The organism is Chrysanthemum yellows phytoplasma (assembly GCF_000803325.1).
In the GTDB taxonomy this organism is placed as follows: Bacteria; Bacillota_I; Bacilli_A; order Acholeplasmatales; family Acholeplasmataceae; genus Phytoplasma; species Phytoplasma asteris.
Map to the genome: position 1 here is coordinate 1 of NZ_JSWH01000178.1, position 2031 is coordinate 2031.

Annotated in this window: 4 protein-coding genes; all 4 read left to right on the forward strand. The window is 23.7% G+C overall.

The annotated features are described in order from the left end of the window. Nucleotides 1–72 precede the first annotated feature (72 nt). The 4 genes from OL66_RS03020 to OL66_RS03030 all read left to right on the forward strand — a co-directional run bounded on the left by OL66_RS03020 (nucleotide 73) and on the right by OL66_RS03030 (nucleotide 1661). Nucleotides 73–516, forward strand: coding sequence for a hypothetical protein (locus tag OL66_RS03020; protein WP_238568818.1), 444 nt, complete (start codon nucleotides 73–75; stop codon nucleotides 514–516). Nucleotides 517–537: 21 nt separating this feature from the next. Further along, the gene (locus OL66_RS04390; RefSeq protein WP_238568819.1) at nucleotides 538–726 is read left to right on the forward strand and encodes a hypothetical protein; all 189 of its coding nucleotides are present in this window, start codon (nucleotides 538–540) and stop codon (nucleotides 724–726) included. 186 nt (nucleotides 727–912) lie between these two features. Beyond that, a complete protein-coding gene (locus tag OL66_RS03025; RefSeq protein ID WP_034172416.1) occupies nucleotides 913–1209 on the forward strand; it encodes a hypothetical protein in 297 nt (98 codons plus the stop codon). Between the two features lie 113 nt (nucleotides 1210–1322). Further along, on the forward strand, nucleotides 1323–1661 hold the full coding sequence (locus OL66_RS03030) for a hypothetical protein (RefSeq protein WP_034172417.1): 339 nt from the start codon (nucleotides 1323–1325) through the stop codon (nucleotides 1659–1661). Nucleotides 1662–2031: the final 370 nt, after the last annotated feature.

Here is a 2031-nt window from a genome sequence, read left to right on the forward strand (position 1 = left end):
AAAAAATGATAAAATAAAATTAAGAACCAAAGATAAACAAAATAGCACTTTTTAAAATAGAAAGCAAACTAAATGACCCGCAACAAAAAATATATCCTTATTACAACTATCTTTTTAATTTTAATTGGAATTACAACTTTTTATTTCTTTGTAACACCTCAATTATTCACTTCTGATGCGATGTTATTAAAAACCTCATCACAAAATAACAATAAAACTGAAATAAATAATAAAATAGAAGTCTCACAAGAAAATTTTAACAAAAGACTAAAATATATTACCAATAATGAACTTAAAGAACTACCAAAAATTCTACCTATAAAAGCAAAAGAAAAAGAACTACGCAAACAATACCAACAACAACAAATGTCTTTCATGTCTAAAGACGAAAAAGAATCATACGAAAATATTTTAAAAATAAATAGCAAAATGGATGACATATCATTGAGCAGCAAAAAAATAAATAAAGATATAAAAGTTTTAGAAAGACAATACGAAGCAGCAAACGAACAATAAAAACGAAAAATAGAAGATAAAATGAATCGCATTGTTGATACATTACAACAATTAAGTCAACAAAACAAACAATTAGAAAATGATCAAACTTTAGCAATTACAAGGCATAACAATTTATTTCAAAATTTACAAACTAAAAATAAATTTAGTCAAATAGACATCCAACCTTACCAAAATGCTTTAAAAGAAATATACAATATTAAAAATTAATCCAAATCAATAAGACTCTCAATAAATGAGAGTCTTTTTTTTATTATATAATTGAAATCACCTCCTTTAATATGGCAAAAAGTATCTTTTTTTTCACTTTTTTAACTGTTTTTGAGCGATTTTTACGCAAAAAAAAGAGTAAAATAAAGGTAAGGAGGTAAATTTATAATGAAAGGTAACTAAAAAATGAAAACCCTAAATAAAAAAAATATTACTATTACAATATCCATAATTACTGTTTTATCTATTTTAATAATTATTTGGAAATATTTGGACGCAAAACACAAAATAAAAATCAAAGAAGAAAATCAAAAATTAGAAAATAAAAATGAACTTGCATTTAATTCTTTTTTTGAAAAACCTCCAAATATAAAAGAACAAATTATAAATTCCGAAATGCCGAAACAAAATCCATCCCAATTAAAAAAATATAATATTAATAAAATAACTGTTGCCCCTTATTTAATTTATCCAGATTTATAAAACAATATCATAAGAGAGTATTGTTTTTTTGAAGGAATGAATCCCACTCAAAAAGATATTAATGGAAAAATAAATTTCTTTGAAAAAAAGATTTTGAAACATTAAGTAAAATTTTGCCATCATATTATATCATTTGGACTGAAGGTAAAAATAATTTATATAATTTAGAATACGAAAATGCAAAACCTAAAGAAAAATATGGTTGTCAAATTTCTAAAGCTGACTATTCATTAATACAAACTAGCAAACCAGATGCCACTGATGAATTATTAAATACAAATTGTAACAATAATGATAATTACTATAATGAAAAATATTCTTTTATAAACACAATCAATAATATTGATATAAAAAAAATATTGAAAAATAGCAATATATCTTCTAAAACACCTTATATACGCTTTATAACTAAAAATTTAGAAATTAATTTATTGGTTAAGATTAATTTGTGAAACATTTAAAGATGAACTTCAATTTACTTCCCAAGCTCAAGAAAAAACATTACAATCCCAAGAAAATGCAATCAAAGCTCAAGAAAAAATAAAACAAAAGCAAGAAGGGCACCAATGGTACACCGAAAGAACAAAAGAATTTATAACAGGAGCCAAAGATAGACTTACTAGGGCACAAAATAATAATATGCCCATTTTTGATATAGATTTAAAATGCTACGAAGACAAAGTTCCTTATTTAAATTTTAAATCCTAACCAACCCCATATCACCCCCAAAATGCCAAAATAATACCCTTAAAACACATTTCCCTATCTTCCAAATTAATTATCTCAACGAACAAAAAGACTACATTAAAGAATTAATAAGTA